Source organism: Methylocaldum szegediense, from assembly GCF_949769195.1.
Taxonomy (GTDB): domain Bacteria; phylum Pseudomonadota; class Gammaproteobacteria; order Methylococcales; family Methylococcaceae; genus Methylocaldum; species Methylocaldum szegediense.
Genome location: NZ_OX458333.1, coordinates 1455458 through 1482431, shown reverse-complemented (window position 1 = coordinate 1482431; position 26974 = coordinate 1455458). Strand labels below are relative to the sequence as shown.

The 26974-nt window shown below is 58.2% G+C and carries 24 protein-coding genes; 11 read left to right on the top strand and 13 right to left on the bottom strand.

Features of this window, described 5'->3' with window-relative positions:
* Positions 1-71: 71 nt before the first annotated feature.
* The 13 genes from QEN43_RS06255 to tssJ all read right to left on the bottom strand — a co-directional run bounded on the left by QEN43_RS06255 (position 72) and on the right by tssJ (position 11453).
* Complete coding sequence (locus tag QEN43_RS06255; protein ID WP_317963840.1) at positions 72-1805, bottom strand: complex I subunit 5 family protein; 1734 nt, start codon at positions 1803-1805, stop codon at positions 72-74.
* Complete coding sequence (locus tag QEN43_RS06250; protein WP_026610827.1) at positions 1802-3295, bottom strand: complex I subunit 5 family protein; 1494 nt, start codon at positions 3293-3295, stop codon at positions 1802-1804. Before QEN43_RS06250 ends, QEN43_RS06255 begins: the two co-directional genes overlap by 4 nt.
* Positions 3292-4788 (bottom strand): complex I subunit 5 family protein, encoded by a 1497-nt coding sequence (locus QEN43_RS06245; protein WP_317963839.1) that lies wholly within the window; start codon positions 4786-4788, stop codon positions 3292-3294. The genes QEN43_RS06250 and QEN43_RS06245 overlap by 4 nt, the downstream gene beginning before the upstream one ends.
* Entirely contained in the window at positions 4785-5099 is a 315-nt protein-coding gene (locus QEN43_RS06240) for a sodium:proton antiporter (protein ID WP_036269016.1), read from the bottom strand. Before QEN43_RS06240 ends, QEN43_RS06245 begins: the two co-directional genes overlap by 4 nt.
* Positions 5092-5835 carry an MnhB domain-containing protein gene (locus QEN43_RS06235; RefSeq protein WP_051331801.1) on the bottom strand — a complete coding sequence of 248 codons (744 nt, stop codon included), beginning with the start codon at positions 5833-5835 and terminating at the stop codon, positions 5092-5094. Before QEN43_RS06235 ends, QEN43_RS06240 begins: the two co-directional genes overlap by 8 nt.
* Positions 5832-6104, bottom strand: a complete 273-nt coding sequence (locus QEN43_RS06230) for a Na(+)/H(+) antiporter subunit B (RefSeq protein WP_036269019.1) — start codon at positions 6102-6104, stop codon at positions 5832-5834. The genes QEN43_RS06235 and QEN43_RS06230 overlap by 4 nt, the downstream gene beginning before the upstream one ends.
* The gene (mnhG, locus tag QEN43_RS06225; RefSeq protein ID WP_026610829.1) at positions 6104-6427 is read right to left on the bottom strand and encodes a monovalent cation/H(+) antiporter subunit G; all 324 of its coding nucleotides are present in this window, start codon (positions 6425-6427) and stop codon (positions 6104-6106) included. The genes QEN43_RS06230 and mnhG overlap by 1 nt, the downstream gene beginning before the upstream one ends.
* Positions 6424-6699, bottom strand: coding sequence for a monovalent cation/H+ antiporter complex subunit F (locus tag QEN43_RS06220; protein ID WP_026610830.1), 276 nt, complete (start codon positions 6697-6699; stop codon positions 6424-6426). The genes mnhG and QEN43_RS06220 overlap by 4 nt, the downstream gene beginning before the upstream one ends.
* Positions 6692-7210 carry a Na+/H+ antiporter subunit E gene (locus QEN43_RS06215; RefSeq protein WP_051331802.1) on the bottom strand — a complete coding sequence of 173 codons (519 nt, stop codon included), beginning with the start codon at positions 7208-7210 and terminating at the stop codon, positions 6692-6694. The genes QEN43_RS06220 and QEN43_RS06215 overlap by 8 nt, the downstream gene beginning before the upstream one ends.
* Before the next feature lie 16 nt (positions 7211-7226).
* A complete protein-coding gene (locus QEN43_RS06210) occupies positions 7227-7376 on the bottom strand; it encodes a hypothetical protein (RefSeq protein WP_156912817.1) in 150 nt (49 codons plus the stop codon).
* A 329-nt stretch (positions 7377-7705) separates the two neighbouring features.
* Positions 7706-10039, bottom strand: coding sequence for a caspase family protein (locus tag QEN43_RS06205; protein ID WP_026610831.1), 2334 nt, complete (start codon positions 10037-10039; stop codon positions 7706-7708).
* 57 nt (positions 10040-10096) lie between these two features.
* Positions 10097-10972: an alpha/beta fold hydrolase gene (locus tag QEN43_RS06200; protein WP_051331803.1), complete on the bottom strand. Its 876-nt coding sequence runs from the start codon at positions 10970-10972 to the stop codon at positions 10097-10099.
* Positions 10953-11453 (bottom strand): type VI secretion system lipoprotein TssJ, encoded by a 501-nt coding sequence (gene tssJ, locus QEN43_RS06195; RefSeq protein WP_051331804.1) that lies wholly within the window; start codon positions 11451-11453, stop codon positions 10953-10955. Before tssJ ends, QEN43_RS06200 begins: the two co-directional genes overlap by 20 nt.
* 225 nt (positions 11454-11678) lie before the next feature.
* On the opposite strand from tssJ, the gene tagH reads away from it, so the two are divergent.
* From tagH to tssE, 11 genes are all read left to right on the top strand, one after another.
* Positions 11679-13427, top strand: a complete 1749-nt coding sequence (gene tagH, locus QEN43_RS06190; RefSeq protein ID WP_051331805.1) for a type VI secretion system-associated FHA domain protein TagH — start codon at positions 11679-11681, stop codon at positions 13425-13427.
* A 29-nt stretch (positions 13428-13456) separates the two neighbouring features.
* Positions 13457-14794, top strand: coding sequence for a type VI secretion system baseplate subunit TssK (gene tssK, locus QEN43_RS06185; protein WP_026610833.1), 1338 nt, complete (start codon positions 13457-13459; stop codon positions 14792-14794).
* Positions 14795-14864: 70 nt separating this feature from the next.
* Positions 14865-16190 carry a type IVB secretion system protein IcmH/DotU gene (gene icmH, locus QEN43_RS06180; RefSeq protein WP_317963838.1) on the top strand — a complete coding sequence of 442 codons (1326 nt, stop codon included), beginning with the start codon at positions 14865-14867 and terminating at the stop codon, positions 16188-16190.
* An 8-nt stretch (positions 16191-16198) separates the two neighbouring features.
* Positions 16199-19759, top strand: coding sequence for a type VI secretion system membrane subunit TssM (gene tssM / locus QEN43_RS06175; protein ID WP_317963837.1), 3561 nt, complete (start codon positions 16199-16201; stop codon positions 19757-19759).
* Complete coding sequence (tagF, locus tag QEN43_RS06170; RefSeq protein ID WP_026610836.1) at positions 19756-21264, top strand: type VI secretion system-associated protein TagF; 1509 nt, start codon at positions 19756-19758, stop codon at positions 21262-21264. The genes tssM and tagF overlap by 4 nt, the downstream gene beginning before the upstream one ends.
* Before the next feature lie 586 nt (positions 21265-21850).
* The gene (tssA, locus tag QEN43_RS06165; protein WP_036269021.1) at positions 21851-22909 is read left to right on the top strand and encodes a type VI secretion system protein TssA; all 1059 of its coding nucleotides are present in this window, start codon (positions 21851-21853) and stop codon (positions 22907-22909) included.
* Between the two features lie 27 nt (positions 22910-22936).
* Positions 22937-23467 carry a type VI secretion system contractile sheath small subunit gene (gene tssB / locus QEN43_RS06160; RefSeq protein ID WP_026610838.1) on the top strand — a complete coding sequence of 177 codons (531 nt, stop codon included), beginning with the start codon at positions 22937-22939 and terminating at the stop codon, positions 23465-23467.
* Positions 23468-23470: 3 nt separating this feature from the next.
* Positions 23471-24967, top strand: a complete 1497-nt coding sequence (tssC, locus tag QEN43_RS06155) for a type VI secretion system contractile sheath large subunit (RefSeq protein WP_317963836.1) — start codon at positions 23471-23473, stop codon at positions 24965-24967.
* 136 nt (positions 24968-25103) lie between these two features.
* Positions 25104-25586, top strand: coding sequence for an Hcp family type VI secretion system effector (locus QEN43_RS06150; RefSeq protein WP_026610840.1), 483 nt, complete (start codon positions 25104-25106; stop codon positions 25584-25586).
* Positions 25587-25661: 75 nt separating this feature from the next.
* Positions 25662-26480 (top strand): type VI secretion system accessory protein TagJ, encoded by an 819-nt coding sequence (locus tag QEN43_RS06145; RefSeq protein ID WP_036269024.1) that lies wholly within the window; start codon positions 25662-25664, stop codon positions 26478-26480.
* A complete protein-coding gene (gene tssE, locus QEN43_RS06140; RefSeq protein ID WP_026610842.1) occupies positions 26473-26973 on the top strand; it encodes a type VI secretion system baseplate subunit TssE in 501 nt (166 codons plus the stop codon). The genes QEN43_RS06145 and tssE overlap by 8 nt, the downstream gene beginning before the upstream one ends.
* Position 26974 lies beyond the last annotated feature (1 nt).

The window sequence follows — 26974 nt, the reverse complement described above, 5'->3', positions numbered from 1 at the left end:
CCGCTTATATCTCAAAAGTGAGGCAAATAACTCATCACGCTAAGTGAAATGACTCACAGGTTATCGATACCTCAGTGCGTAGAGAGCAGTGCCAGGGCAAAAAACAGAACTAGCAAGATTAGCAGAGTTCCGGAAACGGCCGTGCTTTCCAACCAGGCCTGGCCTTCAGTTAAGCTTTGGCCAAGCCATACGCTTAGGCGTTTCCAAGGCACGTGGGCTGGTCGTCGTTGACGTGCCTTGCTCCAGAGAAGGGTTATGGATTTCCACACAGCGAGCACCAGCCGTTCAATCGGCACCAGAAGATCTCCTGCTGGGATGCGAGGAGCGATACCAATGAACGTTAGCCCGAATAGCCAAGCCAGCAGGATGCCGCTGCCTACCGGCCACGATTCGCTCCAAAGCACCGCGGGCTCCAGCGCATGTTCGAGAAAAGCACGCGCCGGGTCGGTGAACATGATCCAGCTCAATGTCAGAACGCCGAGCACGGCCAGCCCCCAGGTGTAGCCCAAGCTACGGAATTCACTGCCGCCAGGGCGTCCTGCCAGCGCCTCGTTTCGGACGAGGTATAGAAAGCGCATCAACAACACTGTGGTACCTATGGCCGCCAGGGACAACATCCAAGCCAGCATATCCTGCCACGGTTCCGGCACCGCCTTCATAGCTCTCTTGAGAGCATCCTTGGCCAGCGCCCCGGTGGTAAACGGCGCTCCCGCCAGACTCAACGCCGGTATGAGCAGCCCAGCCATGATCCAGGCGAGGCGCTTTTTATCCCTGGCGACCGTACGTGCAACGCCCGCCCCGAGAAACAAAGCCCCTTTGGCGAATGCGTGGTGGACCGCGTATACGGAAACCGCCGTCAAAGCGGCAGGCCAGTCTGTCGGCACCGCCAGTGCGATTCCTATCGGCACAGTAATGATCCCCATCTGGCTGATGCTCGAGTAGGCCAGCACGGTCTTCGAATCCTTTTGCACCAGGCCCACGGCTGCACCGTAGAACGCAGCGGCAAGTCCGCCGGCCATGACACCGTAGCCCCATCCCGGAATCGCCTCCTGCCCGAGCGGCAAAAAACGGAGCCACCCCATTAGTCCGGCCTTGATGATGACGCCGCTCAACACCGCGCTGGCGGGAGTCGGAGCGACCGGGTGAGCTAGAGGCAGCCAGACATGGAGTCCGAGGAGGCCGACCTTGACCCCGAAACCACCAAGGAATAATGTCAGAATGAGGTTTCGTAAAGGCGACGCGGCAACTGCTTGCGGAATCCGGTCAAGAGACAGGCTTTCCGCCGCACTCGCGCTCAGCAGAAAAGCGATGAGCAGTATGGCCTCCCCGAGGACCGCCAGAATCAGGTAGATTCGCCCCGCTCGGTCCGGCGCTTTACCGCCCTCGTGCACGACCAGGCCGTAAACAGATAGCGTCATCAGCGCGAAGAACAAGTAAAAGCTTGTGACATCCTGCGCCAGCAACACACCCAGATTGCCTGCCATGGCGCCAAGAAAAAAACCAGCGAAGCGGCTGCGTTTCGAATCCGCGGCCAGATAAATGCCGGCGTAAAGCCCGGAAATCAGCCACAGCAGAGCGGTGAAAATCAGAAAGACTCGGCCCGTGGCGTCCAGCCCGAGACTCATGCCAAGCAATAACGAAGGCAACTCAACCTTGAATTCCGGTGCAAAGGCCAGTCCCACCCCGGGCAACGCGGCCCAGGGCGTCGCCGCCCACAACCGGAAGCGCCTCGGAGCTACGAACAGCGCGGTCGCCAGAACCAGGGGCGTTAGCAGGGCGCTGGCGGCCAGCCACCCCGGACTCATGAGGCATACTCCCTGGCGGCGATCAACTTGGCCCAGCCTAAAGGGCTGATCCACGAGCCCGCGAACAGCCCGGCGGCCAGCGAGAGAAGGGCAGTGGTCAATGTAGGCACCAGCAATGTAGGCCGGGTTTCAAGCTGATCTTTCTCTGGTTTCGGCCATGCGCCGCTTGCAGGCAGAAACCAGATACGCCGAAGAATCGGCAGGAAATAGGCGGCATTGAGTATGGTGCTGGCGGCAAGCACGAGGAGCGCCCAGTAGTCTTTCGCGGCGATCGCCCCCAATCCCAGATACCACTTGCTGATGAAGCCGGCGACGGGTGGCATGCCTATCATGCCTAGCGCCGCCACGGTAAATGCGGCCATAGACCAGGGCATGCGCCGGCCGACGCCGTTCATTTCGCTGATCTTATGGATGCCTAGGGTCTCCGCCAGATCGCCGGCACAGAAGAACAAGGTGATTTTCATCAGACCCTGGTGTACGAGATGTACGACCCCGCCTATGGTCGCGAGCGGGCCGAGAATGCTGATCCCGAGCACGATGTACGACACCTGGCTGACCGTCGAATAGGCGAGCCGCCGCTTTAGGTCGTCCTGAGCCAGCGCTCGCAGGGAACCGTAGACGATGGTAAGGCCTGCCACCCAGGCCAGGGGGTTCAGCACGCCCAACTGGGCGGCGAACTCCACCCCGTAGACGTCATAGGTGACTCGAACGATACCGAAGGCTCCGGCTTTTACTACCGCCACGGCATGCAACAAAGCGCTTACCGGTGCCGGTGCCACCATGGCGATGGGCAGCCATCCATGTAACGGCACCAGTGCGGCCTTGACGCCGAGCCCGGCAACCAGGATCGCGAAGATGGCGAGCAAGGCAGGATGATCTCGTTCAGTCACCCCGGCAAGAACGCCGCGCTCGGTGAATTCAACGGACCCGGTCAATGCGTGCAACCAGACGACGCCCACCAGGAGCAAGGCGCCACCCGATATCGTGTATTGCAGATAGACTTTTCCCGCGCGTAGAGCTTCCGGCGTGCCGCGATGCACAATCAAGGGATAGGTGGACAGCGTCAGGAGCTCGTAGAAGATGACGAAGGTTACGAGATCGCCGGCCAGCGCGATGCCCATCGTGGCGGTCACGCATAGGCTGAAAAAGCCGAAAAAGCGGCTGCGATGAGGCGATCCTTCGAGATAGCCGATGGCATAGACTGTCGTCAACAGCCACAGCACCGAAGAAAGCCCCACGAACAGCATGCCCATCGCGTCAGCGCGCAATACGAAATCCTGATCGGGCAGCAACGGCAACCGGGTCTCGTAACGACGCCTGTGGAACACGCCCCCTACCATGATGCCCACTAGAGCGAGCTTCCCCACGGCACCAATCAGATTGAGCCAGGAGCGGGTGCGATGCTGTTCCTCACCTACAAAAAAAATGATCAGGCCGGTTATGAGCGAACTCAACACGACCAGGAGGGGCAACCAATCATCGAAGGTCATGGGATCACCGTTGACGGTGCGGAGGCTCCAAGCAAGAGCGGCATGCCTGTCTGCAAGAGATGAAGCGGATAAACCGCCCCCAATCCTAGGGCCAAGGCGATGCTGGCCAAAGACAGCGCGGCCAGAGGCATGATCAAGGGTATCGGATGGAACACCGCATGGGCCTTGGGCGGCAGAAAACAGCGCCGCAGCACTCGAAAGATATAAGCGGCGGATGTGAACCCGCCTAACACCAGAACGGCGGCCCACCACCATTGACCGGAGGACAAGGCGGCCGTGAGCAGCAGCCATTTGCCGATGAACCCCCCGCTCGGAGGCAAACCCATCAGACTGACACCCGCTATGGCGAAGGCGAACAGGCTGATGGGCAAATGCCGGCCGACGCCCGCCATTCGGTCGACGCCGTCCTCGTCCGTCACCTTCAGCATGGCGCCGGCCGCCAAGAATACTGCAGCCTTGGCCACAGCATGGGAGACGGCTAGGAAGACACCGCCGCTGAACGCAGCCAGAGTACTCGAAGGCGACGCAGCGGCCAACGGAAAGGTCAGAAACAAATAGCCGACCTGAGTCACGGTCGACCAGGCGATGAGCATTTTCAGCTTTTCCTGATGGAATGCGAGCCAAGCGCCGGTAAAGATGGCAATCGCACCAAGAGCGCCGATGCCTTGTGTGAAGGACTCGTTCAGCGCGGACGGAAAGACCTCGAACCAAAGGCGCAGCAATACGTAAAAGGATGCCTTGATCACCAGTCCCGACAAGAGCGCACTGACCGGAGCCAGAGCTCCTCCGTGTGCTGGCGGCAACCAGAAATGGAGCGGAAAGAGGGCAGTCTTGAGTATCAATCCTACGGTAACGAGACTCGCCGCCAAGGCGTTCGCGGGTTCCGGGTGGAACAAGCCCGCGAGTTGCTCCAAAGACAAAGTGCCATAGGCGCCGTACAGCAGCGCTACGCCCATGAGATAGGTCAACGAGCCCGTCAGTGCGGCGAGAAGATAGCGCAGCCCCGCCGCCAGCGAGCCCGGATCGACCGTGAGCACGACGAGACCGACCGCACAGAGGCTCAAGAGCTCGAGGCTCACGTAGAGATTGAAAAGATCGGCCGAGAGAAAGACGGCGTTGTGGGCCCCCCACAAGAACCACCAGAGCGGCCAGAATCGGAGTCCGCGGTGTCTGTCGTCGGCAAAAAAGCCGAGCGCGTAGAGGCTGATGAAACTCCCCACCGTAGCGGTCGTTCCCAGCATCACGAGACTGAACCCGTCGATGCGAAGCTCGATGCCGAGCAGTGCTCCCCAGCCGCCGACCGGATAATGCCACCGGCCCGCATCCTCGAAGTCGATCGTGAGCCGTATCAGAGAAAACCAGGTTCCGCCGATCGCGGCCGCGAGCACAGTGCGCCGGAAGCGTTCGCCGAATAAAAAAGACAGGGTGCCGGCGAACAAGGGTATGAGAATCAGTAGCGGCATCCAGGGTACGGCGGATGAGAGACCGGTCATGGCTTGGGCCGGAGATCGTTCGGTAATCGGGTTTCACCGGTCAGGTCATAAAGGCGTCGCACCAGCGCCAGCCCGAAGGCCGTGGCGCTCACTGCGACGACGATCCCGGTGAGCACCAGGGCCTCGGATACCCGGTCGGGAGGTGTGCCGGCGACGCGCTGTGGCAGTCCTACGAGAACCAGAAATACCCCGCTGCCCATGATGTTAAAGGCGATCAGCTTGCGTACCAGATGCGTATGGACGATGAGTCCGTAAAGGCCGAGCGCGAATAACACAGCACCGGTCAAGGCATAAATTAGTCCGTTACCCATGATGAGCGTCCTGCTCTTGTATCCGCCATCGGCGTGCCGCATGAAGCCGTGGTGAACATCCGATCCGGGGAGGTGCCGCGCCGATGAACAGCGTTACCAGGACTACCGCGATGGATAAGGTCAAAGCCGATTCGATCAGCAGGATCGATACGGCTGCCCGTGCTTCGCGGTATGTCATTAAGCTGGATCCCTCCGACAGCGGCACGGCGGCAGCCGCAAGGAATACAGTGAAACCCAGCACGAGGCCAATACGCAATCTAGCGCTCGGCCAACGGAAGCCCGGAATCGCGCCGACCAGCCGGAGTAGGACCCCGCCGCCCGCAAGCACCGCTCCGGCCTGAAACGCCCCACCCGGGCGATATGCCCCCGCCCACAGGAGGTATCCTCCCGTCAGAGCGATGAGCGGAGCTATCCAATGAGTCAGTGTCCGCAGCACCGGGCTCGGATCAGGCCGGGTTCTGCGCAGGGAAACCGGCCGAGTTGGCCGAAACGCCAGAACGCCCAGAACGGCCGCCTGCAATACCGCGATTTCCAGCAGAGTGTCATAACCGCGATAATTCAACAGCACAGCGGTTACCGGATGCTTGACGCCGCTTTCTGCGAGATACGCTTGGACGAGCGGGGCCAATCCTTCGCCAGGGAGGGGCAGGGCGGTCATCGTGCCGGCAAGACCGAGACCTAGGACCCAAGCGAGGGCGCCCGCGATCCACCGGGCCGGACTTGATACGCCGTTCATGACGAGTTCCTACGTACACGCCGTCGTCGACGTTTGCCGCCGATGTGCGCCACGGCGTCCAACATCAAGGCCCCGGTGAGGCCAGTTCCAATCGCGATTTCCGCGAGGGCGATGTCGGGTGCGTTCAGCCTTACCCAGGCCAGGGTCATCAGGAGGCCAAAAACGATGAACAGAATCACGGCATTGAACAGCTCGGCGGTTGCTCCGGCGCGCCAGGCGATCCAAATCAGGACCGCCGCCAATGCGAGATCCAGCGATGTGCCGACCATCACCGCAGGGTCCGGTTTACTACGCCGTCGGTTCTGGGTTGAGAACGACGGACGTGGCGGGCAAGCAGATGACTAACCGTAGCACTAGCCGGCAGCGCGAGCAGCCAGATCAGCAGAAGTTTCAACACCACCACCCAGGATTCGGTCTGCAGCATGAGACCAAAGATGGTCAGGCCCAGACCTAAGTTATCGGCCTTAGTCAACGCATGGATTCGGGTGTAGGTGTCCGGAAAGCGCAAAAGACCTACGGTTCCGGCAAAAAAGAAGAAAATGCCGAAAATAAGCGAGAAGGCGGAAAGCCATTGAAGCGCGATATCACTCATGGCCCGTCACTCCGGCCAGCATGGCTTGGGAACCGCTCTACGAACGCTACCGTCGCCAGCACTGCGAGCAGGACAAAGCTCAGGGCGACATCCCGCAGCGCCGGCATGCCCTGCGCTTCAGCCAACAGCAGCAAGACGGCCACGCCCGTAGTGCCGAACAATTGCGACGCCAGCATACGGTCGACCCGGGTGGGACCGCGCACAATGCGCAGCAGTCCGGCAGCAATATTGAGGAGCAAAAAGAAGGCGAGCTCCAGGTCCAGATCAGGCATTTGACAAATCCTCCATGTCAGTCAACTGGAAACCGAACAGAACCGCCACGCGCGTCTCCACCGTCCGCAGGGATTCGAAAACCGGGAGCCTGCGGTCGAGAACATGGATCCCAAGCCGCCGCTCCTCGAATTCCACAACGATCGTCCCGGGCAACAAGTTGATCGTGTAAATTAAGAGGGTAATGGCTGCTTGATCGTCGAGACGTAACGGAAAGTCGATCAAAGCGGGCGCCAACGGCATTTTCGGATGCAAGGCGCGGCGGGCAACATCGATGCCGCCGAGCAGCGAATGCCATAGGAAAAAACCGGCAAAACCGGGCAGGCTGTGAATGCGCCCGCGCGTGGACGGGTTGATGAGGATGGATGACGCGAGCGCGATGAGGATAACGGGGATGCCGAAAGCCCAAGCCGAAGAATCCCCCTCGGTCAAGGCCCACCAGCACACGACCAGGAGCAGAACGCGCCTGATCGCAGATTTGACCAAAGTAACGAACATAAGCGGACTATCCATGTCAACGATGGCTTCATCATATCAGATCGAGCGGAACCCTCCACGTTCCTTCGGAGGTATTGCTGAAAGCCGCCTGGAAATATTCGTGCGAGAGACTAAGCGTGGTGTTCCAGGGCCCTAACACGTAGGCTCCGGATTGTTCCAGATCGACATAGTCGATCTGCACAATGTACGCCGAGTGAGCCGGTTTTCAATGCCCTTTTACCAACGCCGGTGTCGTTCGACGGTCGGCGTTCGCTCGTGGCGCTTGGCGATGACGTTGAAAAAAGAGATTCGCGTTGTTGTGTGCGTGCGGCAAACAGCCGATCTCGTCCAGGAACAGCAGCCTCGGCGCCGTTCGGTCAAGGAAGCTCTGATCAAGCCCTCCGACAGCCCTGTCCTGAGCCGAGTCCAAGGGCTCAGGACGCACGGTAACCTATTGATTCCATTTAAGGTGAGATTGTCGAACCAGGAACGGAATCCGCTTGTTCAGGGGTTCCTAAATGTATTTCCTCCTCAGGCGCTCGGCACGAAAAAGAACGGGCTACCTTCGTGGCCGGCGTGTTGGAGTGGCGCATATTGAGGCACTTGTTCGAAACCGGCTTTCGCGGCCGATGCCTTGACTTGGCCAGCTACTGCGCGGAACACGTCGTAGTCTTCCAGAATGCCCTTGTTGGCGCGCAATACGCCGAGGAAAGCGTTGGCGAATACGGAATGGCCGCCGCCGCCCTGGTCGAGCACCGGTTTTACACCGCCAGAGGTGAGAACCATTCGCGCTTTGCGCGTGGCCATAATCTTTAACCATTTTGTGCGCTTGCTTTCGTCCATCGTATCCGGCAGCTTGGCCACGGCCGATCCGGTCATGGCGCCGGAGTAGCAGGAATCAGCCACGACCAGAACGTGGCGCGCCGGCATGATGCTCAGGAGTTCGGTGATACTCTGGCTGGAGATCCAGTTGGCCGGATTGCCGACTTCGGCGTCGGTGGGCAGCCAGTAGGCGAGATTCGTGGCGGGATCGATTTCGCCGTGTCCTGCATAGTAGATCAATAGATTGTCGTTCGCCGTCAACTTTTTGTGGATTTCGTTCAGCGCCGTCATGATTTGATGGCGGTTGGCGTTGAGAAGGAGCTTGGTATGGAACCCGTAGCGCTCCCGCAGGATGACATCCAGGCTCTTCGCGTCGTTGATCGGCGTTTGCAGTCCAGGGTAGGCGACATAGCTGTTGTTGCCGATGATGAGTGCGTAAAACTTGCCGAAATCGATGTCAGTCGGTCGTCCCGTGCGTTTGGTTTCGACCGGCGCCGTTGCCGTCGTTTCGACTGACTTCGCGGAGGGCCCGACGAGGGTGAAATCCAGGCTCGTGACCTTGTTCTTCTTGTCGGTGGCGGTAATCTTGACCGAACCCGACGGGTCTCCGAGGTTCAACGGATATCGGAAAATGCCGGAAGCATCTGGCACCAAAGGCTTGTCGTTGACGATCAGCGACAAAAGCTCGGTCGACGATTCGACTTTTCCAACGATTTCTTTAGCCTCGGGTCCGATCTGAATCATCCGGGCACCGCGGGTCATGGTGACCGGTGGGTCGATAATTTCCACCAGGGGACCCGCCTGAGCGAGCATTTCGGGCGACGGCTGCTCCTGAACTTTTGCGGCTAGCTGTTCCACCGTTTCCTTGAGCGCGGCGATCTCTCTGGCTTGGTTTTGGAGCTCGGACTTTCGCCGATCGATCTGCGCGCGCGAGACGCCCCCGTTGGGTTTGTCCACCTGTGTCAGCCATGCGGTCAGTTCAGCCGATTTCCTTTGATACTCCTCCATTTTCGCCTGGAGCGCGTTTTCAGCTTCGTCGAGGCGTTTGCGCGTGGTATTCGATGCTTTGCCGTTCGTTGCCGGCCCGGTCTCCGAAGTAGCCTTTACGGAAGCTGCCTGTGCCTGGGCGGCGGCTAATTCCTGCTTAAGTTTCTGGCGCTCACGGCCGAACGCGGCCGTCATTTGGCTAACCTTGGCCTGCTGTGCCTTAAGGAGTGCGGTCTTCTGTCTCAGCTCTTCCTCGAGCTCTCGAACCTTCGGATCGTCGCCGGTCGTCGAGACCGCCTTTTGCCGAGCCAACCTTTCCCGAAGGGTGTCGATTTCCTCCTGTGATTTACGTAGCGCATCCTGCTGTGCCTGCAATTGTCGCCGTGTAGCGTTCAGTTCGCTGCGGAGTTCCTCCACTTCGAGACGGCTGCGTTCGGCAGCCTGGCGCAGCGTTTCCAATTCCAGGCGTTGCGCTTCAGAGGCCGCGATCGCGGGAACGAAGCTCAATTCGCTACCCTCGAGTCCCGCCGCCTTTTGATACCAGCGGGCCGCGGTGACGCTGTCCTTGGGGACGCCCGCGCCTTTTTCGTAAAGGTGTCCAAGATTGATTTGGGCCTGTGCGTTGCCTTGTTCAGCCGCTTTTCGATACCACTCGGCCGCCTTGCGGTAGTCGGGAGCCTGCCCCAGTCCTTTCTCGTAAATTTGTCCGACGTAGAGTTGGGCCGTGGCATCGCCTTCCTGGGCCTTGGGCAGCCAGACATTCAGGGCCGTGGAATAGTTCGCGCGATCGTAGGCAACGTATTCGCCGCCGCGGACTTCGCAATCGGCGGCCGTAGTCCTAATCGGTCGGCGGGCGCTGAGATACGTCATCTGCGATCCGAGTTTTCGGACCTGGCCAGGAAGCAGGCAGTCGACGACGAATAATTTGTCCACATCCTCAATATAGCCCTCGACGGCGCGGGCCATTTCCTCCCGGTCCCCAGGCTGCGAGGCGCAGCCGATCAGCAGGGTGGTGGATACGGCAAGGGCGAGGCATTTCTTTCGCAGCGGCTTCATGTCGGTGGCTTCTCTAGAAAACGGATTTGGTCGAATGGCTTAAAACTGTAGGATTGATTACTTCGAGGCTCTTGTGGCGTTCGAATCGATGTCGGCGGTCCGTTGCAGAATCTCTTTCCACACCTCTTGCCAGCAGCATCGGTGGTCGAAATCCGGAAGCACGAAAACCCGTGCGTGGGGCCGTCGTTTCGCGATGGGTTCGAAGACGGAAGGTGGTATGATGCGGTCGCCCTCGCCTAGAAAATGATATTCGAGCACGCCGTCGGTCTTGGCCTCGGCCGGGTTGAGCGAGCCCGCAAGCGGGCTGTAGCCGTGATATCCGGTCCAGGCGTCGATATCGAGATTCCCGGCCAAGGTCACAACCGCGTCGGTTTCCGGGAAGCGGGATGCCAGCAAAACAGCCAGCGCGCCGCCGCCGCTGTGGCCAAAAAAAACGAGCCGTCGGGCGCCGTTTCCGGAGAGGAATACCCGCAAGGCGTGTGCCAGGCTATCGACAACTTCGGGGCCATAACGTCTGTTCGTCCACAGGGCTGGTGAACAACCCGGGTCAGTGGCATGGCCGTAATAACAAGGACGGCCTAGATAAAGGGCAGGACCTTCATCCAAAGCCATTAATCTCAGCATGACGGGATCGCGGGGAGTAGGATCGTCCGAAATCTTAAGGCGCGACAGCCAAGGCGTGCCGTCGCCCTCCAAATAAAGGTGTAAGGGCTTGCCGGTCTTTTCCGCGCCGGGTTTGAAGAAAGCCGTGAGCTTGAAGCCCTTTCCCTCCAGTTCGAGCGGCTGATAGCCGAAACCCGCCGCCGCTTCGGCGATGCGCTGCGTGGGTGAAGCACAGCCGCCCGCCAGCAGTACCGCGAACGAGAAAACCGCCGTAATAATGACCTGACGCACGGGAAGCGTGGCGCCGGAACTATTCGACAGGCGCCTCATCGGTCGCTTCGGGAGGTCGCAAATCGAGCCGGTCGCCGCTGACGCGGAGTTTGACTATGCTGGTCGTGTTCGGGGGAATTGCAGTCGAGGCCCGCCATTGAGCCGAATCGAGATTGCGGTAAGCGCCAAATACTCCGATCGCCGCTACCTCGGGTTTCGCTTCGAACGAAAGCTCGCGTTTTTCGCCGGGACGCAGGATGAATTCCTCTTTGCCTGCGACATCACCGCCGAGAACGCTCTGTTCGTTCTGATAAAGCGCGAAAAAATCGGCACCGTTGAAGGCGGCTGTCTGCCGCAGTTGATAGACGCGAAGCAACAAGGGCGAGGGACGGCCTTCCCCGTCGAGGTTGATGCCGGGCGATGCCTCAATTCGCAACTGTACAATGGTCGGCGGTAGCGGCGTCGGTTTCGGTTCGTCCGACGCACAGCCCGCGAGAACTAGGAAAGTCAAAAAGCCGAGGAAAAGTATGGCTACGCGCATGACGAAGACTCTGATTCTGAAGTGATACAACGACTTTGAGCTTAGCTGCCGAACTCCGCGGCGGCAAGTGGCCGATTTTGCGGCCTATGCGCGTTTTGTCTATCCGACGTTCGCGTGTAAGCTATTGCCGGTTCGATGGAAAAAATGGATCAGGGAAGGCAGAAGGGACTGAGATCCTGAATCGCCTCATTATGTTGCCGGTTGTTTCCAGGACCTCGGTTTTCCGTGATTACGATTGTCTATGCTTATTGCTTGGCAATCAGGGGCTCGACCGAAGCACGCATCATGGCACTGATCCTCAAAGTTCTCAGTTATAAGGGCTCACCCGTCGCGGAGGCGACGTCCTGTACCTTCGACCAGGAAGGCGGCTCCATAGGACGCTCGCCGGACAACCGCTTCGTCTTGCCCGATCCAGACAAGTTCATTTCCCGCAAACACGGTTCGATCGAATTTCGGAACGGTGTCTACTCGTTCACCGACTCGAGTACCGCCGGGACCTATTTCGTCAATAAGGATATGCTCCTTCAGCATGACACTGCGCCACTGTCGAATGGCGATGTGCTGAGGATCGGCGAATATGAAATCGCCGTTGTCGAAGTCCCTATGCCGCCGGGACCGCAGGACGAGCCGTCGTTCGGTTTTGACCCGTTTGGGGAGCCACCGGAATCGCCGAATGAACCACTGTTCAGTTTCGGTCCGTTCGGAAAGCCGCCGGCACCTCCGGAGGAGCCTTCGTTCGATTTCGACCCGTTCGGAGAGCCGCCGGTGCCGCCCGCAGCCCCCGTGCCGGAACCTGAGGCATGGGCTGAAACGCCGGCGTGGTCTTCCCCGTTCGACCTTCCACCAGCGGAAACCGATAAACCGCAGTCGTCGGGGCCGAGTTTCATCGGCCAGCCGGATGTATCGCCGTTCCACGAAAGTTTCATTCCGCCCGATGTCGAAAAGCCGCAGGAATCGCCGGAGCTCGATTTTAATTTCGAAGACCTCCTGCGCGATCTGGATTCGGGCGGACAGGGGCCGGAAATGCCTGCGCCCGTCGCCGAAAGCTGGGAGCCAGAGGACGATTTCTTCAAAGGGATCGATTTGAGCGGTCTTGGCCCGGAACCGGACGCAACCGTCGAGCCGCAAGCCATGACGGAACCAGCGCCGGATTTCGGACCGGCAGCCGAATCCGTGGAAGCCGCACATCCGCCGAGTGCCGAGAACCTCGTTTCCCACGAGCAAGCGGCTGTAGTGCCGTCCGAGGAGCCAGCTCCATCTCGCGCGACCGTTCCGGCGATCGATGCCTGGGTAGATTCGCCTGTCGGCGGTTCATCGCTCGCCGCTGCGGAATCGGTTTCCGCCAGTCCGCCCGTTCCTTCCGTTCCTTCCGGCCCAGCAGCAACGCACACGGCTGACCGGGGTCTGTTTGCTGCTTTCCTGGAAGGGGCCGGAATTGCCTCCAATACCGGATGGATCAAAGATGAGGACATGCCGGCAGTTATGAAAACCGTCGGGGTCCTGCTCCGCTCCTTTGTTGAAGGCATGATGACCGTCATGCGGGCACGAGCCGAGTTGAAAAGCCAGTTCCGTGTCTCGGTGACCACTATGCGGCCGGTTGAGAATAACCCGCTAAAATTTACCCCGAACGTGGATGACGCGCTCAAGATCATGCTGGCGCAAAACCATCCGGGATTCATGGATCCCGTGGAAGCCGTGCGGGGAGGGTTTGCCGACCTCATGAATCATCAGATGGCGATGACGGCGGGCATACAGGCGGCGCTGGCGGCGGCTCTGAAGCGGTTCGATCCTCAACGGTTCGAGAAGCTGTATGAGGAGGGCATCGTCTTTCAAAGGAAGGCGAAATGCTGGGAGGCCTACAGCAAGGCGTATCCTGAGTCGGTCAACGATATTTTGGAGAACTTCTTCGGGGAGGAATTCGGGGAAGTCTACGAGCGCCAGATGCGAATACTGCAATCGGCTCAAACCCGATAACAAAAAAAGAAATAACAACAGGAACCGATATGTCCGAATACAGCAGAGTGGTGTGGTCGGAGGGAATGTTTCTCCGGCCGCAGCATTTTCAGCAGCACGACCGCTATCTGGAGGCGCTAATAGACGGTCGGTGCAGCGGTTTGCGGCCGTTTGATTGGGGGTTCGGCACGCTGAAGCTCGATCAACGCCAGTTGGCCGTAGGCAAGTTAGCGCTGGTCGAGGCGCGCGGCATATTTCCGGACGGCACGCCCTTCAACCTACCCGAGAACGATGAGCTTCCTCTGCCTTTGGACGTACCCGAGGACGTGAAAGACAGTGTCGTATTCCTGTCGCTTCCCGTCCGGCGTCAGGACTCCGCCGAAATCGACAGCGAAGCTTTCGAGGACAGCCTGGCCCGGTATCGTCTCGGCGAGCGGGAAGTGCGGGACCATAATAGCGGTGCTGACGGCCGGTATCCGGTGCAGATCGGCAAACTGCGCACCCGTCTGATGCTCGAGCGCCAGGAGCGGTCCGGCTACGTTTGCCTGGGCGTTGCCCGCATCATCGAAGTGCGAGCCGACAAAACAGTCGTCCTGGACGAAAAGTACATTGCGCCTGGACTCAACTGCTTCGGCACCGGGCTGCTCGGAGGATTCCTACGGGAACTCCAGGGCTTGCTGCATACCCGTGGGGAAGCGCTCGCCGGCCGGGTGGCCGAGGCCGGAAGAGGTGGGGTGGCGGAAATCGCCGATTTCATGCTGCTTCAACTCATCAACCGTTACGAGCCGCTGCTGGAACATCTGGCCAACACCTCGGCGCTTCACCCGGAGGATTTCTACCGCCTGGCCGTGCAGATGGCTGGTGAGCTGGCGACCTTCTACCGCCCGTCCAAACGGCCGATTAGTTTTCCGGTTTACCAGCACGACGATCTGCAGAAATGCTTCACGCCGGTGATGGAGGAACTGCGGCAGCTCCTCAGCATGGTGTTGGAACAAAACGCTATCCAGATTCCGCTCAGCAAGCCGAAGTTCGGCGTGTATGGCGCCAAAAGGCCGGATCTCAAACTTCTGGAAAGTGCCGTTTTCGTTCTCGCTGCCAACGCGCAGGTGCCGCCGGAGTTTCTGCGCATCCATTTTCCGCCCCAGGTCAAGATCGGTCCGGTGGAGGAAATCCAGCAACTGGTGCGTTCGGTGCTGCCCGGAATTGCCGTGCACCCTTTGCCGGTAGCTCCTCGCCAGATTCCCTATCATGCCGGTTTCTCATATTTCGAACTCGACAAGCAAAGCGAGCTGTGGAAAAAAATGGCGACTTCCGGCGGATTCGCGATTCATATCGGCGGCAATTTTCCGGGACTCGAACTGGAATTGTGGGCAATCAGAAAGACCTGATCTCCGCGTTCTCCGTCACGCTACGTGCATTCCTTAACCCGACTTGTCTAGCCGCCTAGGAAAAGTCAACGTGAACTCAGACGATCCTTTCGCCCCCTTCGACGACGAAGACAAAACCGTATTGCGACCGACTCCCGGCGGAAAGCGCCGTTCCATGCAGCCTCCGGCACCGCCGCCCGAGCCGCCTCCAATACGGATACCCGAGTTGCAACTCGATGCGCGGAGGCAAGCCGCATATGGTGAGAATCCGCTGGTGATGGCGGCACTCTCGTTGCTCTCCCTCGTTTCTCGTCTGCGCAACACAGCAGTCCATCAGGCAGTGACCGAGCTTCAGCAGCAATTGGTCAACGAGTTGCGCCAGTTCGAAAACCGGGTCCTGCAGCAAGGCGTCTCCCAGGAACATACCCGCATTGCCAGTTACGCGCTCTGCACCTTGCTGGACGAGACCGTTCTGAACACGCCGTGGGGTGCACAAAGCCATTGGGGGCATCAAAGCCTTCTGGTGATTTTCCACAAGGAAGCCTGGGGCGGCGAAAAGTTCTTTCAGATTCTGGAGCATCTGCTACGCCAGCCGGCGCAGAACCTGTACCTGATCGAACTGTTCTGGCTATGCCTGAACCTCGGCCTCGAAGGCAAGTATCGCATCATGCAGAACGGCGCCAACCAATTGGAACGCGTGCGCAACGAGGTTTATCAGCTGATTCAGCGCCTCAAGGGAGATTTCGAGCGGGATCTGTCGATTCGCTGGCAGGGACTTAAGGACGTGCGTAATCCGATCGTGCGCTACGTGCCCATTTGGGTGATTGCAGTCGGCGCTGCGGCTTTGCTCGTCCTCGTCTATCTGGGGTTCGTTTTTGCGATCAATTCCGCATCGGATCCGGTTGCCCGCGATTTGTTCGCGCTCGCGAAAGACGAGGTAAACCTTCCCGTTCAAACCGCAGCGGTGCCGACACCAACACCCGTGCCGCCGCCGAAGCCGATGTCGAAGACCGAGCGATTCAAACCCATCCTGGCTGCCGAGATATCCCGAAACATGGTGGAAGTGGTGGACGATCGCATTTTGCGGATTCGAAATTCCTTCGCCTCGGGGAGTGACAAGGTCAAGCCGGAATTCGTTCCGATGCTGGCCAAGATCGCCAAAGAGTTGGAGGTCAGCGGCGACAGTGCTCTGGTTACCGGCCATACGGACGACAAGCCCATCTTTTCCGCCCGGTTTCCGTCCAACTTCGAATTGTCGACCTCCCGCGCCAAACACGTCGCGGAACTCCTGGAGGCTTCCGCCGCCTTGAAGGGCAAGATTCGCTTCGAAGGTCGGGCCGACTACGAACCGCTGGTCCCGAACAACTCTGCCGAGAACCGGGCGGTTAATCGGCGCGTGGACATCCTGATCCAGTGAGGCAACTCGTGAAAGGTGTCATCAATTTCTTGAAAAATAAATGGGTTGTTCAGGCGGTCGGAATAATCGCCCTGTGTGCCTTGATTTGGTTTATAGGTCCCTTGATTGGGATTGCCGGTTCCGAGCCTTTGGCCTCCGAATGGGCACGGGGCTTGACGATGGCCGTGGTAGTTGTGTTCTGGATCATTTGGCGCCTGGTGGCGGAAATTCGCGCGGGACGCAAGGATCGGCAACTGGCGCAGGACCTCGCCGCGCCGGGCGAGGGCGGCGAGACTAAGTCTGCCGAGGCCGCGGCGGTCGACGAAAATATCGAGATTCTGACGGAGAATTTCACGAAGGCATTGAAACTGCTGCAGGAAACTCGCGGCGGCAAACAGCACCTGTACGAACTGCCCTGGTACATCATTATCGGCCCGCCGGGCTCGGGCAAGACCACAGCCTTATTAAACTCCGGACTCAAGTTCCCCCTGGCTGACCGCCTCGGCTCTCAGCCGATACGCGGCGTGAGCGGTACACGGAATTGCGAGTGGCTGTTCACCAACGATGCGGTGCTGATCGATACCGCCGGCCGCTACACCACCCAGGAGAGCTATCAGGCGGTGGACGCGGCGGAGTGGGCCGGTTTCCTTAAGCTACTGAAGCAGCACCGTCCGCGCCGGCCCATCAACGGCGTCCTGGTGACGATGAGTTTGTCGGATTTGCTCCAGCAGACGGAGGAAGAGCGGACTTTGCACGCCAAGGCCATCCGCCGGCGCGTGCAGGAGCTCTATTCGACACTGGGGATTCGATTCCCCATCTACATGCTGTTCACGAAATGCGATCTGGTGGCCGGATTCAACGATTTCTTTGCGGACCTCACACAAGAAGAACGCGCCCAGGTTTGGGGAGAAACGTTTCCGGCGGAGAACCCGAAGCAACCACTGGACGTTTTGAGTCTATTCTCGTCCGGCTATGACGAACTGCTTCAACGCCTGAACCGGCGTATGCAGCGCCGCATCCAGGAGGAACGTGACATACAGCGGCGCAGTCTGATTCTCGATTATCCGCAGCAGATGGCGCTTTTGAAGCCATTGATGGAACGATTTCTCGAGGATGCCTTCGGCGCCAACCGCTACGAAGAACGGCCACTGCTGCGCGGCATCTATTTGACCTGCGGTACCCAGGAAGGAACCCCGATCGACCGAGTGATGGGCATACTCGCCGCGACCTTCCGGCTCAACCGGCAGGCTGTGCCGATTTTCAGCGGTCGGGGAAAAAGCTTTTTTCTCACCCGGCTACTTAAAGACGTCATCTTCCAGGAAGCAGAACTCGCAGGGCTGGATCCAAAGATCGAGCGGCGCCGGCGCCTGGTACAGGCGGCAGCTTACGGATCTGTTCTGATCCTGGCGCTGGGATGCATCATCGCCTGGCTGGTGAGCTATCAGCGAAATACCTCTGCGATCGAGCGGGTCGAGCAAGAAATCGAACGTTACCGGGCCGCCAAGATCAATGTCAACGATTGGCCGTCAAGTCTCCGGACTTTCGTTCCCAAGGTCGATCCGCTGCTTGCGATCAACGATATCTACGAGAATTCGGGCGCGCTGTCCCATTTCGGTCTTTACCAGGGTGAAAAAATTCAACTCGCTGCGAACCATGCCTACGAGCACTGGCTCAGGGAGTACTTCCTCCCGGTGAATCTTCAACGCCTGGCCCAGCGCATGAGCGGCCCGGAAGCGTCCAATCCGGACGTTCTCTATGAGCTTCTCCGGGTCTACCTAATGCTGGGGCAGCCGGATCGCATGGACGCCAAGATCGCAGGCCCGTGGATTCGAAGCGACTGGGAGAGTCGGTTCAACACCGAGCCGGACCTGCTCGCCCGACTCAATCTTCACCTCGACAATCTTCTCAAGTTGCGGCTCGATCCTCAGCCGATGGACGAGGCATTGATCGCCTCGGTCCGGGCGAAGCTGTCCCAGGTGCCGCAAACGATTCAGCTCTACAGCCGTTTCAAGAACGAAGCGTTGCTCGACCGGTCCCACGACTTCAAGCTCGGACCCGCGCTCGGTCCCGACGCCGGGCGGGTTTTCGTAGCGGCGGACGGACGGGACATCGGGACCCTGATGGTGCCGGGTTTGTTCACCGCCTACGGTTATTCCGAGCTATTTCTCAAGCAAAGTTTGGATTACATCAAGGATGCGGTGACCGAAAACTGGGTGCTGGGCAAGCAAGCAAACGTCGATTTGGCGGAAATTCAACGCCTGCACGGCGATTTTCGGACGCTTTATCTAAGCGAATACCAAAAGACGTGGAGCGATCTATTGAGCAACATCAAGCTCAGGCGACCCAAGGACATCAACCAGACCATCGAATGGCTGGACATCCTTTCCCGCCCCACCACGCCGGTACGGCGGTTGTTGGAAGCCGTGGAAAAAAATACCTCGCTGACCAAGATCGCCTCGCTGACCGCTCAGCTCTTGAACAAGGTTCCGGCGGTTGCCGAGGCGAAGATCGACGATCGTACCCAGAAGCTGCTGGACGCTGCCCGCCAAGCGGAAGCCGGCAGCAGCTCGCAAGCGGATCCGGTTCAAAGCGTCGAGGCGGCGTTCGAAGAACTCAGTTATCTGGTGCGGAGCAGCGGAGAGACACCCGCGCCCCTGAACTCGACTTTGGCAACCCTTGCTTCCTTGCGCGATTACATGCTGCAAATCGGCAGCGCCGCCCTCAGCGGGGAACAAGCGCTAAAGAGCGCCTCGGGTCGGATTGGAGGCGGCGGCGGGGATGTGCTGCTGCAAGCCAAGACCGAGTTCGGGCGTCTGCCTGAGCCTTTGAAGGGCTGGTTTCTTTCGTTCCTGACCGTAGGCTGGGGTCAAACTCTGGCCGGCGCCAAGAAGGAATTGAACGACATGCTGAAAACGGCGGTGGCCACCCCATGTAAGGCTGCATTCAGCGGCCGTTACCCGTTTCTGGCCGGCAGTTCCAAGGATGCGACATTGATGGACTTTGCCAAGTTCTTCGCTCCTAACGGTGTCCTGGACCAGTTTTTTCAGACCAATCTGAAAACCTTCGTCGACGTCAATCGTCCAGTCTGGACGGAGGTCGCTATGGATAAACAATCCTTGGGACTTTCGCCTGCGACGATCCGGCAATTTCAGAACGCTTCCGCGATCCGCTCCGCTTTTTTTTCGGCGGGAGGTCAACTGCCCTCTGTTTCGTTTGAGCTCAAGCCGATCGCTTTGGACGAAAACGTGGCAACCTTTCGCTTCAATCTGGAAGGGCAGGAAGTTGTCTATAGGCACGGACCGGAACAGGTCACACGGCTGCAATGGCCGGGACCTTCCAGCGGAGCCGGCGTTCGAGTGGTGTTCGAGGCCGTGGATGGAAGGCAGGTCAGCCGCTCTAAGGAAGGCAGTTGGGCTTTTTTTCGCCTGTTGGATGAGGCCGTTCTGGAAAAAACCGATCTCCCCGAACGCTTCCTGGTCACGTTTCGCGTAGAGGGATACAGTGCTCGCTACGAACTCCGCGCCGGCAGCGTGACCAACCCGTTCGGCCTCACCGCGTTGAAGACCTTCAGCTGTCCGGAAGCGCTATGACGAAACGATCTGCTCGCCCCGGTTTCTACGGAAAATTGCCGGCCCTCGGAGATTTCGTCTCCCGGCGTCTACCTAGACAATTCATCGAACCCTGGGACCAGTGGCTGCAAAGTGCCATTGCCGCAAGTCGGGAGCAATTGGGAAGCGATTGGCTGGACGTCTATCTGACCAGTCCGATATGGCGTTTCGGGCTGGGGGCTGGCGTCTGCGGCACAGGAGCTTGGGCGGGCGTGTTGATGCCAAGCGTGGACAAGGTCGGACGTTATTATCCACTGACACTAGCGGTACCTGTGCCCGAAGCGCAGAGTTTGCCGTTCCTATTTCGCCAGGGGGGTGCCTGGTTCGAAACACTTGAAACATTGGCTTTGTCAGGGCTGGAAGACGATTTTGATTTGGACGAATTCGATGGCGAGCTTGAGCGGCTGAGCTTGCCAGCTTTCATGGATGACCCTTCGGGCGTGGTACCCGCTCGAAATTCAGGCGCCGGCCGGTTCGCACTTTATTTAAAAGTGGAAAATCCGGATCAGGTAGATGACGCTTTCGCAGAGCTCAGCGCGTGTTTGCTCCGCCAATTTCTCCCAGCCTATAGCCTTTGGAGTACGTCCGGCTCTGAGCACATCGAAGCCTCACTTCTGGTCTGCGAAAATCTGCCGCCTATCGACGCTTTCACCGCTCTAATGACCGGAAATTGGGAACGGCGTGGCTGGACCGTTACCACCCGTCGCTCGCCCGATACTTCCTCGCAGGTTTTCGCCTCGCCGACGGAAACGGGTGAGTCTCAGGCGAGACCTAGGCACTGGCGTTCGCACGGCATCAGCGTGGTCGGCAAGCGGAGAAAAATCAACGAAGACGCGTTTATCGAGCGTCCGGACATCGGCCTGTGGGCAGTAGCCGACGGGATGGGCGGGCACCAGGCTGGCGACGTCGCCAGCCGAGCCATCGTCGACGCCTTGGCAGCTTTGCCCGCTAACATGGACCTCGAAGAGGCCGTGACCGATGTGGAGTCGGCCCTTCAACGCGTGAACGCGGAGCTAGTGCACTTGGCCGCGCAGAGTCCAAGTGGTCAGATCATCGGCAGTACTGTCGTCGTGTTGTTGGTGGCAGGTCATCAGGGTGCCTGTGTGTGGGCGGGGGACAGCCGGCTTTATCGCTATCGCTTGGGACATTTGGAACAACTGACGCGGGATCATTCTCTTGCGGGCGAGCTGTCGTTCTTAGACATCCTGGGGGACGAGCAACCTGGGCCACAGGAACACTGCAATATCATTACCCGTGCCGTCGGGGCAGACCCGGTACTGGTGGTTGACATCCTCAGGTTCGACATCATGGAAGGGGATGTTTTCTTGCTGTGCAGCGACGGCTTGGACAAGGAAGCCCGCCCCGCCGAAATCGAAGAAATTCTACGAGCTGGCGATTGCAGGGAACGAGCGGAATCCTTGATCGAGCTGGCCATGGAACGTGGCGCGCGAGACAATGTGACCGTCATCGTCGTGCAGTCATCTTGACAAGTGGGGATTGCGCGAACTAAAAGGCAAGAAAGTTAAGAATTAAATTATAAGGAATAAGCGGGTGGGCCGTTCCGATTTCTCTCCGGCGTTTTATGGCGCGCCGATCGCGAATGTCTAGGCAGCATTTGGGCGATAAGATTCGACGAAGAACACCTACCACCGCCTACTTTCCATGGTGAGGAGCTGGATTTCGTACACCTTAGGCTTACCCGGGGCTTGCTCATCACTTAGCTGCGCGGCGAATAGCACCATCTCAGGGATGATCGGAGGACAAGCGTGGGCGAATACTTCGCCGATCCGGGCGCTCAGCGGTGTGCCGCGGTGACTTGGAATCGGGCACGATCATGATGTAGTGGATGCCAATATTTCGGGGGGATTTTTTCACGCCATTTTCGCGTTTTTAGCCTATGCTTTGTTGCGCGGCGATCGCGATATCGAAAGCCATTAAATTCAGGGTGGGTACTCGCATCGAGTTCTGACGTTAAAAAAACAAAAACATAACAAATCAAGAACGCTTGACCCCGGCGTAAAAAAACCGGTTAGTCAAGACGGCTCGGATAGTGGTTGCAACGACTGGGGGATTATGGGCGAGCTAGACATAGAAGCTTTTCTGACGGAAATATCTCCGGACGCGCCGTGCGGGGAAGATCTTCAATACGATAATGCGTTTATTGCGCTAGAAAATAAGGCCAAAGGTACTCCGGAACAACAGATCGGAGACCGAATCGAGCCCGCGCAGCCGCCCAACTGGAAGGAAGTTCGTCAAGACGCGTTGGAGCTGCTTGAGCGTACCCGCGACCTCCAGGTCATCCTCTATCTCATCCAGGCTTTGATCCATACCGACGGACCGAATGGATTGCGTGACGGTCTGGCGCTTTTGGAAGGCGTAGTCACCAAGTTCTGGCCCCACGTTTACCCCTTGCTCGATCCGGACGACGACAATGACCCCACCCAGCGCGTCAACATTCTCATGGGGTTGTGTGATTTCGAGACGATTCTGCGCCCCGTCGCTCTGGTGCCTTTGGTCGAATCGCGCGCGCTCGGACGTTTTAGTCTGCGCGATGTGCAAATCGCAAGTGGAAAGCTGCCTCCGCCCAGCAGCGACGAGAGCACCGCACCCGACTTAGCTACGATCAAGGCGGCGTTCATGGATGCCGATCCCGACACCCTGGAATCCACCCGTCAAGCGATCGCTTCGAGTCTGGGTAGCCTCAGCGCAATCGAGACGTTCGTCACGGATCAGGTCGGCGTTGGAGCGGCGCCGAACTTCGCTCCGTTGAGGACTTTGCTCAAGGAAGTGCAACAGGCGCTAACGGAATACGCCGGAGTTAGTGGGGACGATGCCGCCCAACCCGAGGTAGAAAACGAATCGGAGTCCACCAGCGCCACGGTCGCGAAACCTAGTGCCGGTCGGCCGGGGGAAATCGCGAGCCGGCAGGACGTGGCCAAGATGCTGGACCTGATTTGCGATTACTACGCTCGATGCGAGCCTTCCAGTCCGGTTCCTTTGTTACTGAAGCGCGCGAAGCGGCTCGTATTCATGGACTTCATCGAAATCATCAAGGATCTGGCTCCGGACGGACTTTCCCAGGTGGAGTTGATCAGAGGGCAAGAGTCTTCGTCCGAAGACAGCTCGTACTAATTTCTATAGCTCAAGAGGAGATGTGTCGTGGCAGAAAGTAGCCAGAAATTTATCGCTCGAAACCGCGCTCCGCGCGTTCAAATCGAGTATGACGTGGAAGTTTATGGTGCCGAGAAAAAGGTCCAGCTCCCGTTCGTTATGGCCGTCATGGCAGATTTATCGGGGAAACCCACGGATCCACTGCCGCCGGTGGCGGATAGGAAACTGCTGGAAATTGACGTCGACAATTTCAACGAGCGGCTCAAGGCCATGAAGCCCCGTGTGGCGTTTCAAGTGCCCAATACCTTGACCGGCGAAGGTAATCTCAGCGTCGACATCACGTTTGAGAGCATGGACGATTTCTCGCCCGCTGCGGTTGCGAAGAAGGTGGAAGGACTCAACAAGCTGCTCGAAGCGCGCAACCAATTGGCCAATTTGATTACCTACATGGATGGGAAAACCGGCGCCGAAGAATTGATCGCCAAAGTTATCAACGATCCCGCGTTACTGCAGGCACTGGCTTCGGCTCCGAAGCCGGCGGACGAAGCGGGTGCAAATGCTTCGAGCAGTGAGGAGTAAGCCATGGCCGAATTAGAGACCCAAGCCGCAACTGAGGTTGCTGAACAAGTCGGCGAGTTTGCGGACTTCAAGAGCCTCCTGAACAAAGAATTCAAGCCGAAAACCGACCGTGCTCGAGAGGCGGTCGAGTCAGCCGTGAGCACCTTGGCAGAGTTCGTGCTCAAGGATGTTTCTAAGGTTTCCGACGATGCGATCAAAACGATTCAGTCCATCATCGCGGAAATAGACCGCAAGCTCACGGAGCAGGTGAATGCCATCATTCATCACGAGGACTTCCAGCAGTTGGAGAGCGCGTGGCGAGGATTGCATTACCTGGTCAACAATACCGAGACCGATGAGATGCTCAAGATTCGTGTCCTGAACATCTCGAAAAAAGAGCTCGGAAAGACCCTGAAAAAATTCAAAGGCACATCTTGGGATCAAAGCCCGATTTTCAAGAAGTTCTACGAGGAAGAATACGGGCAGTTCGGCGGCAAGCCGATCGGCTGCATCGTAGGCGACTATTATTTCGACCACTCTCCGCCGGATGTCGAACTCCTGGGTGAAATGGCGAAGATTTGCGCTGCGGCGCACGCGCCGTTCATCGCGGCGGCGGCACCGACTGTAATGCAAATGGACTCGTGGGCCGAACTGGCCAACCCTCGAGACCTCACAAAGATTTTCCAAACGCCCGAATATGCGGCATGGCGTTCGCTGCGGGAATCGGAGGATTCGCGTTATATCGGACTCACCATGCCGAGATTCCTGGCTCGTTTGCCCTACGGAGCGAAAACCTCTCCGGTCGAGGAGTTCGACTTCGAGGAAGATACGGAAGGAGCCGACAGTCGGAAATATGTTTGGGCCAATTCGGCGTATGCCATGGCTGTCAACATTAATCGATCATTCAAGCTCTACGGCTGGTGCTCCAGAATTCGCGGCGTGGAATCGGGCGGGGCCGTGGAGGGGCTGCCGGTGCATACCTTCCCAACCGACGACGGTGGCGTGGACATGAAATGTCCCACAGAAATCGCAATCAGCGACCGGCGTGAAGCGGAACTGGCCAAGAACGGCTTTATGCCACTGATCCACAAGAAGAATTCTGATTTCGCGGCGTTCATCGGAGCGCAGTCTTTGCAAAAGCCGGCCGAATACGATGATCCCGACGCGACGGCCAACGCCAATCTGGCGGCGCGGCTTCCTTACTTGTTCGCCACCTGCCGGTTCGCCCATTACCTGAAGTGCATCGTGAGGGACAAGATCGGTTCGTTCAAGGAACGGGAGGACATGCAGAGATGGCTGCAAAGCTGGATTTACAACTATGTCGATCCGAATCCGGCGATGTCCGACGAGATCGACAAGGCTCGAAAGCCCCTGGCGGCGGCCGAGGTTGTTGTGGATGAGGTCGAGGGCAATCCAGGCTATTACTCCGCGAAGTTCTTTCTTAGACCACATTACCAGCTCGAAGGGCTTACGGTGTCGTTACGGCTGGTATCCAAGCTACCCTCAGTCAAAGGAGGCTAGGGGCCGGAATATCAACCAACAAAGCGGGTGGAGGTTTAGTTATGAAGTGACGCCACATCGCGGCGCTTGAACTAGGCGTGCACATCTATCGAATTTTCCAAGCTTACTCACACAACAACTCAAAAAGGAGAGCATCATGGCTGTTGATATGTTCATCAAAATCGGTCCGATTAAAGGCGAATCGAAAGACGCCACACATAAGGAAGAGATCGATGTCCTAGCTTGGAGCTGGGGTATGGCCAATAGCGGCACCACTCACATGGGAGGTGGTGGCGGATCGGGTAAGGTCGCCGTGCAGGATTTGAGCTTTACCAAGTACGTCGATAAATCCACCCCGGATCTGATTCAGAGCTGCTGCAACGGCAAGCACTTCGACCAAGCCGTTCTAGTGGTCCGTAAAGCGGGCGAAACCCCCTTGGAATACCTGACCATTACCATGGAGCAAGTCCTGATCAGCTCGATTTCCACCGGCGGTTCCGGTGGCGAAGATCGCCTGACCGAGAACGTCACGCTCAATTTCGCTAAGTTCAAGGTGAAATACATAGAACAAACCGAAAAAGGAGCAGCAGGCGCGAAACCGGAGGCCGGCTGGGATATCGCGGGGAACGTAAAACAATAAGTTTCATCCGATATTTTTCGGCGGTGCCCGCTTTCGAGCGGGCACCATTCATTCTCCTTATTTTTCCTTCCGCCCATGTCCATCATCGCTGCCGAAGAAAGTCTTAAAGAAGGTCGCCTGGACGATGCGTTAGCTCAGCTTCAAGACCAGGTGCGCCGCAGTCCTGCCGAGGTCAAATACCGCATATTTCTATTTCAGTTATTGGCGCTCATGGGGCGCTGGGAACGGGCTCTCACGCAACTGAATGTGTGTGGCGATCTGGATGCGGCCAATCTCGCGATGGTGCAGACCTATCGCGAGGCTATTCGATGCGAACTGCTCCGGGAAAAAGTGTTCCGCGGGGAGATTTCACCGCTGGTTTTCGGTCAGCCAGAACAATGGATCGCGCTTCTGATAGAGGCATCCAAGCTTGCGGCGCAAAACGATTACTCGAGCGCCGTTCGGCTTCGGGATCAGGCTTTCGAAGCGGCCCCTACGACTTCCGGTACCATCGACGGCAAAGCGTTTGATTGGCTCGCCGACAGCGACAGCCGTTTGGGACCGGTTTTGGAAGCCATCGTGAACGGGCGTTATTACTGGATACCGTTTTGCCGAATCGCCCGCATCGAGCTCGAACCGCCCAGCGATCTTCGCGATTTGGTTTGGCTTCCCGCTCATTTCACCTGGAGCAACGGTGGTTCAACCGTAGGTCTGATTCCTTCCCGCTATCCAGGATCGGAGAGTGCAGCCGGGGCAGCCATTTGCATGGCGAGAAGAACCGAATGGGAGGAGCCGGTCGAAGGCTATGCCTTAGGTTCTGGGCAACGGGTGCTGGTTACCAACGAGGGTGATTTCTCGCTCTTCGATATTCGAGAAATCGCTTTGAACGCTGACGCAACCGAAAACGATGGCTGATCTTACGCCCAAGGAGCGCCTACAGCCTTCCCTGCTGGACCGTCTTACCGACGACGAGCCGGAAAAACAACAAGAATCCCGTGAGCAACGGGTGATGAATATCAGGAATTTACGGCAGAGCGTTCTGCGTGACCTGGCGTGGTTGCTGAATACTACTGCCATGACCTCGCTAGCGAAGCTTGAAAGGTATCCCTTCGTCGAGCGCTCGGTACTGAATTTCGGTATTCCCGCTCTGGCCGGGACATCGCTCTCGGGCGCGGACCTGCCCGTGATCGAGCGCAAGGTTAAACAAGCTATTCTCGATTTCGAACCACGTATCCTGCCGGATACGGTGAAGGTCCGAGTCGCTGCATCGGACAACATGAATCTCAAAGCAATGACCTTCACAATCGAAGGAGAGTTGTGGGCACAGCCGTTGCCCCTGCATCTTTACATTCGCACCGAAATCGACCTCGATACCGGCTACGCGCAGGTTGTCGATTTGAATGGGTAGC

Excerpts from the sequence above, each read along its gene's own strand:
- QEN43_RS06255 (WP_317963840.1), bottom strand. The coding sequence starts at position 1,805 with ATGAGTCCGGGGTGGCTGGCCGCCAGCGCCCTGCTAACGCCCCTGGTT.
- QEN43_RS06250 (WP_026610827.1), bottom strand. The coding sequence starts at position 3,295 with ATGACCTTCGATGATTGGTTGCCCCTCCTGGTCGTGTTGAGTTCGCTC.
- QEN43_RS06245 (WP_317963839.1), bottom strand. The coding sequence starts at position 4,788 with ATGACCGGTCTCTCATCCGCCGTACCCTGGATGCCGCTACTGATTCTC.
- QEN43_RS06240 (WP_036269016.1), bottom strand. The coding sequence starts at position 5,099 with ATGGGTAACGGACTAATTTATGCCTTGACCGGTGCTGTGTTATTCGCG.
- QEN43_RS06235 (WP_051331801.1), bottom strand. The coding sequence starts at position 5,835 with ATGAACGGCGTATCAAGTCCGGCCCGGTGGATCGCGGGCGCCCTCGCT.
- QEN43_RS06230 (WP_036269019.1), bottom strand. The coding sequence starts at position 6,104 with ATGGTCGGCACATCGCTGGATCTCGCATTGGCGGCGGTCCTGATTTGG.
- mnhG (WP_026610829.1), bottom strand. The coding sequence starts at position 6,427 with ATGAGTGATATCGCGCTTCAATGGCTTTCCGCCTTCTCGCTTATTTTC.
- QEN43_RS06220 (WP_026610830.1), bottom strand. The coding sequence starts at position 6,699 with ATGCCTGATCTGGACCTGGAGCTCGCCTTCTTTTTGCTCCTCAATATT.
- QEN43_RS06215 (WP_051331802.1), bottom strand. The coding sequence starts at position 7,210 with ATGGATAGTCCGCTTATGTTCGTTACTTTGGTCAAATCTGCGATCAGG.
- QEN43_RS06205 (WP_026610831.1), bottom strand. The coding sequence starts at position 10,039 with ATGAAGCCGCTGCGAAAGAAATGCCTCGCCCTTGCCGTATCCACCACC.
- QEN43_RS06200 (WP_051331803.1), bottom strand. The coding sequence starts at position 10,972 with ATGAGGCGCCTGTCGAATAGTTCCGGCGCCACGCTTCCCGTGCGTCAG.
- tssJ (WP_051331804.1), bottom strand. The coding sequence starts at position 11,453 with ATGCGCGTAGCCATACTTTTCCTCGGCTTTTTGACTTTCCTAGTTCTC.
- tssK (WP_026610833.1), top strand. The coding sequence starts at position 13,457 with ATGTCCGAATACAGCAGAGTGGTGTGGTCGGAGGGAATGTTTCTCCGG.
- tagF (WP_026610836.1), top strand. The coding sequence starts at position 19,756 with ATGACGAAACGATCTGCTCGCCCCGGTTTCTACGGAAAATTGCCGGCC.
- tssA (WP_036269021.1), top strand. The coding sequence starts at position 21,851 with ATGGGCGAGCTAGACATAGAAGCTTTTCTGACGGAAATATCTCCGGAC.
- tssC (WP_317963836.1), top strand. The coding sequence starts at position 23,471 with ATGGCCGAATTAGAGACCCAAGCCGCAACTGAGGTTGCTGAACAAGTC.
- QEN43_RS06150 (WP_026610840.1), top strand. The coding sequence starts at position 25,104 with ATGGCTGTTGATATGTTCATCAAAATCGGTCCGATTAAAGGCGAATCG.
- QEN43_RS06145 (WP_036269024.1), top strand. The coding sequence starts at position 25,662 with ATGTCCATCATCGCTGCCGAAGAAAGTCTTAAAGAAGGTCGCCTGGAC.
- tssE (WP_026610842.1), top strand. The coding sequence starts at position 26,473 with ATGGCTGATCTTACGCCCAAGGAGCGCCTACAGCCTTCCCTGCTGGAC.